Here is a 3053-nt window from a genome sequence, read left to right on the forward strand (position 1 = left end):
GCGTGGATCAGGCCGCGCATCTCGCGCAGCAGCCAGTCGCCGAAGTTGACGCCCATGGGGTTGAGCCCGCCGGCCAGAGCGATGCCTTTGCGGATCAGATGGGCCAAACACCTCTGTCGCTTCTTGAACGACCGGTATGCGGCGTAGCCATCGCTGACCAGCCAGCCCAGGAAGGCGTCGCCGATCAGGTCGCGGATCTCATCACCCTGGCGTGACCCGATATGGAAGATGGCGGTGCTCGACGACAGCACGACCCACAGCCAGCGCAGGCGGCCGTGCTGCTTCCACGGCGTCTCGTCGGCATGGATCACGCCGGCTTGGCGCAGATCGTCGAGCAGATCCTCCACGACCGGCTCGCAGGCGATGCCGACTTCCTGGATGCAGCGGTCGAGCGTACCGATCGAGAGCGGCACGCCGAACCAGACGGCCAGGAACTCGCGGATCTTGGCACGTGACACGTGGTAGCGCACCGACAGGGCGGCGATGAACGTGGCCAAGGCGGGACCGACCAGACAGGCTTCACTCAGCAGCAGATCGCGCGAGCGTCCCGGCATCGTGGAGAGCACACCAATGCCGGGCCGCGCGGCAGTCCGGACACCGCAGGCGCAGACGGTCGCATGATAGCGGTGCAGGACGCAGGCGATCCGGATGCCGCCGGCCGTGCGCTCCAGGTCGAGCACGAAGTGGGCGCTGTGACCGGCCTGGCGGTCCCACATCTCGAACGGCGTGGCGCACGCGGCGCAGAGGGTTGGGTGATGGTTCTCGTCACGCTCGGCCTGAAGAGGCTCGCACCGCCAGATCCCCTTGGTGCCGCGCTGCTTGCCGGGCTTGCGACCGGAGTGGGCTGGCGGTTCCGGTGCGGAGGGTGAGGCCGATGGCGCGGGCGGAAACGCGCCAGTCGAGATACCCGATGCCGGGCCGAAGGGGCCGTCGGACGACGGCGGCCGCGACGAGTTGGTCGAGTCCCGGGCCAGCTTCTCGGCCTGCTCGATCGCCAGCGCATGCAGGCGACACAGCAGCTCAACCCGGGCTTCCGGGCTCAGCCCCTCGAAGAAGCGGCGGTCCATGCCGGAAAGATCAACAGGCCCCTTGCGCGTCATACCGCCATAGAATCAGAACCGGCCGGGTAATGCTACCCTCATATCGCCAGACCGATTCCCCGCGATACACCGTCAATGGGAGGGGAGGTGAACGAGTACGGTGCGGGAGCGCCAAATCCTTGAGCACCCTTATCTCCATTTTCCAAGAACGCCTGAGTCGCCTCACTACGGAGGAGATCCGGCCCCTGACGTCTATGAGCGGTATTTCAATTCTGCACGCTCGGATGAGCGGGTTGCCCGTCGCCGCCGCCGGTGGGTTGGAATGCCTTCCCGAAGAAAGGTGAAGTGATCAGGAAGTCAGCAGTCGTTCGGTTAGTCGCCAGGGCAACATTGTAGAGCGTCGATAGGCGCGTGAGCGCCTGGACATCAGCGTCGTGCGGGTGGGGCGACAGGGCGTCGGTGAAGAACAGCAGGATATCGAGAGCACCGTCGGCGATCATGGCACCGATCTGCTGATCGCCGCCCAGCGGGCCGGACTTCAGGGTAATGACCTGGAGTTCGGGACATGCTTCCTTGATCTTGGACCCGGTTGTCCCAGTGGACCAGAACCGGTGGGTCTTGAGGGTTTCAGCGTTGTGCCGCACCCAGGCGAGGAGTTCGTCCTTCATGGAGTCATGGGCGACCAGGGCGATTCGCTTCGAGTCTTCCATCATATCTCCGGCTCAGCGAGGGCGGATAAAGGGGTGTCGGTTCCTTGAAGCCGTAAACCGCGGTGCCAAGCCGGTGTTACGCCTCTTCATGCCTTTGCTGGTGGAATTGCAACGGATCCAAGGGAATGGCTGGCGATGTGTGCGACGCACGATCGCATTTTCGTTACGTCATCCTTTATTCCAAAACAGGCGGTTTTCAACGAGGTCGGTCCTCACCATGTCAGCGTGCTTGTGGGGAATAGCTGCCGAATCGTGCCGGGCAGCCGAGTCCCGTCATCGGGAAAGATCCAATGGAAATAAGCCTAGCTACGGAAAACTCGTCGCGTTTCAAACCACCGACCTCGTCTACATCACCATGCTCGATCAAAATGACTGAGGCGCCCAAATCCGAATTTCCAGAAATCAGGTTGCTCAAGCCGGCTTGAAACGCCGACTTGGCTGTTGACCGCCCTGACAACCATCACGTTGGGGTGCATAGTGCGAAAAATCGTTTTGGTGATTGCCATGTGCGCATCGCTGGTCTCCGTAACGGCGTGTGACAGTTCGACCCTTGGAACCCTGGGCGGTGCGGGCGCCGGTGGCCTGCTGGGCTCACAGATCGGGGGCGGCAAGGGACGCCTCGCGGCAACTGCGGCTGGTACGCTTCTCGGAGCTTTTCTGGGCAACCGTGCTGTTGCCGCCCTCAGTGACAAGGATACCGACTACGCCTCACAGGCCGAGCAGCGCGCCTATGCGGCTCCGGTTGGTCAGCAGATTCAGTGGGAGAACCCCGACAGCGGCAACTCCGGCAGCATCACACCGATCCGAGAGGGCCGCAATCCTCAGACCGGCCAGTACTGTCGCGAGTTCCAGCAAACCATCTACGTTAACGGCCGCCCCCAGCAGGGTACCGGGAGAGCGTGTCAGCAGCAGGACGGTTCCTGGCAGATCGTCGGCTAGTACTTCGGATCAGCTTGGCCGGAGGCTTCGGCTCACAACCATCCCGTCAGGGGGCCGGGATAGCTTTAGGCCCGGCGCACTGCAGATACAGTGACGCCGGTCATCCCGCCACTACCTGTGGTTCCTCGACCCGAACAACCTCGCGCCACAACCCAATTAGAAATCCACCATGGCAAGATCACCACACAGGAAGGCTCTTCAGATCATCGAAAGCCACCGTGAGATGGCGAGATCAGCTCTCCGGAGGCGTAACCGGGCCCTGCTTGAGGCATCGCGGGCAGACGATCTTATCCTGCGAAGGCTATGGATACGCTTGGCCGATATAGAGTTGCGCAGTGCTCAGATAGCAGAGCAGGAATGCGAT

General features: G+C 62.5%; 4 protein-coding genes. 1 reads left to right on the forward strand and 3 read right to left on the reverse strand.

Annotated elements, in window-relative coordinates; all coding sequences use genetic code 11:
* The 3 genes from AC5JJ6_RS06450 to AC5JJ6_RS06460 all read right to left on the reverse strand — a co-directional run.
* Nucleotides 1-1067, reverse strand: a 1067-nt coding sequence (locus tag AC5JJ6_RS06450) for an IS66 family transposase (protein WP_496041248.1), incomplete at its 3' end; no start/stop codon positions are given.
* A gap of 239 nt (nucleotides 1068-1306) precedes the next feature.
* Nucleotides 1307-1750, reverse strand: a complete 444-nt coding sequence (locus tag AC5JJ6_RS06455; RefSeq protein ID WP_496041249.1) for a methylglyoxal synthase — start codon at nucleotides 1748-1750, stop codon at nucleotides 1307-1309.
* A 220-nt stretch (nucleotides 1751-1970) separates the two neighbouring features.
* Complete coding sequence (locus AC5JJ6_RS06460; protein WP_496041250.1) at nucleotides 1971-2165, reverse strand: hypothetical protein; 195 nt, start codon at nucleotides 2163-2165, stop codon at nucleotides 1971-1973.
* 26 nt (nucleotides 2166-2191) lie between these two features.
* Between AC5JJ6_RS06460 and AC5JJ6_RS06465 the strand changes: the two genes are divergently transcribed.
* Nucleotides 2192-2689, forward strand: a complete 498-nt coding sequence (locus tag AC5JJ6_RS06465; protein ID WP_496041251.1) for an RT0821/Lpp0805 family surface protein — start codon at nucleotides 2192-2194, stop codon at nucleotides 2687-2689.
* Nucleotides 2690-3053: the final 364 nt, after the last annotated feature.

This window comes from Skermanella sp. (genome assembly GCF_059503625.1).

Coding starts and splice junctions, on each gene's coding strand:
- AC5JJ6_RS06455 (WP_496041249.1), bottom strand. CDS start 1,750: ATGGAAGACTCGAAGCGAATCGCCCTGGTCGCCCATGACTCCATGAAG.